Consider the following 1,250-nt stretch of genomic DNA (forward strand, 5'->3'; position numbering starts at 1 on the left):
AACTCCGACGAGCTGGCGTCTGAAGACCACATTTAAGGGCAACACACGCTGCCCAACGCGCCGTGTGCCGAATTTAAGGGCAACGCGACACCGGCCTTGGAGGTCGCATAGGCGGTCATCGCCCCGCGCATCCCGCGGATTGCGCTCATCGAGGACATGACGACGAGGTGGCCCTTGTTCTGGTCGCGGAAGGCGGCCATCGCGGCCTCGGCCTGCGCGAAGGCGGCGATCAGGTTGGTTTCCAGCGTGGCGCGGTTCTCGGCCCAGCCGCCCTTGCCGATTTCCGCGCCCGATCCCGGCGTTGATGACGACGCGATCCAGCCGCCCCATGCGGGCGCGGAAATCGGCGAAGGTGGCGGCTACGGCGTCGGCATCGGTCACATCGAGCGCGGCGATCTCGACCCGGCAGGCGGGACGGGCGGCGGTGATCTCGGCCTTCAGAGCCTCAAGCTGTTCGATGCGCCGCGCGCACAGCGCCAGATGCCCGCCGCGCGCCGCGATCTCGCGCGCCATGCCGGCGCCGAGGCCGGAACTGGCGCCGGTGATGAGGGTGATTTCGTCCTTAACGGAATGTGACAAACCCGTCCTCCTGCAAATGGGTCTGGGCGTTCAGCGCCAGAAGCTGCGGGCCGCGCCGCCCGGTCGTGATCGTGGTGATGCCCGCATTGACCAGCACGCGGTCGATGCGGCGCGCCGCCGCAGGGGTCAGGTCCAGCAGCCCCGCGACAAGCGCCGAGATCACCCCGCCCGAGGTGAACACCACCGCATCGCCCTTGCCCGACGCGCGCTCCAGCGCGCCCTCGACGCGGGTCACGAAATCGCGGCGGGATTCGCGGTAGCTGTTTCCGTCGGCCTCCATCCAGCGCGCGACGGCCTCTTCATACAGCGCCTGAAACGCCTGCATGGGGGCGGGCTCATGCGCCAGATGGGCGCGCAGGGCGGGCATGTTGCCCAGGCCCGGATGGGCAACGGCGATGATGTCGAGATAGTCGAACTCGTTCCACGCCGGGTCGGCCTCGGCCCCGGCGAACCCGGCCGCCGCCGCACTGTCGCGGTGTCGGCGCAGGGTGCCGCTGATCGCATAGGCATCGCGGGGCAGCACCGCGCCCGCCCGCGCCGCCTGACGCGCCCCCAGATCGCTGAGAACGTCATAATGGGATCTGATGCCGGAGGGGGCAGAATAGTACGCTAAGGGCTGATTTTGGCCCCTGTGCGGTGCAGGGTTCTGTAAATCGTTGGCCTGGAGACCG

At 68.9% G+C, this 1,250-nt stretch carries 2 protein-coding genes and 1 pseudogene; all 3 read right to left on the minus strand.

What is annotated here, in order from left to right; genetic code table 11:
* Nucleotides 1-32: 32 nt before the first annotated feature.
* The gene (locus GGR17_RS20665; RefSeq protein ID WP_369817427.1) at nt 33-200 is read right to left on the minus strand and encodes a hypothetical protein; all 168 of its coding nucleotides are present in this window, start codon (nt 198-200) and stop codon (nt 33-35) included.
* A 142-nt stretch (nt 201-342) separates the two neighbouring features.
* Nucleotides 343-513 (minus strand): annotated as a pseudogene (locus GGR17_RS20670) (hypothetical protein); the annotation flags it as partial.
* A gap of 49 nt (nt 514-562) precedes the next feature.
* The coding region (locus GGR17_RS20210; RefSeq protein WP_183314834.1) for a histidine phosphatase family protein at nt 563-1,250 on the minus strand (688 nt) is incomplete at its 5' end.

Source organism: Actibacterium naphthalenivorans (assembly GCF_014196965.1).
Lineage (GTDB): Bacteria > Pseudomonadota > Alphaproteobacteria > Rhodobacterales > Rhodobacteraceae > Actibacterium_A > Actibacterium_A naphthalenivorans.

What these genes read in the sequence shown, in the direction of transcription:
- GGR17_RS20665 (WP_369817427.1), bottom strand. Translation starts at nt 200, where the DNA reads ATGGCCGCCTTCCGCGACCAGAACAAGGGCCACCTCGTCGTCATGTCC.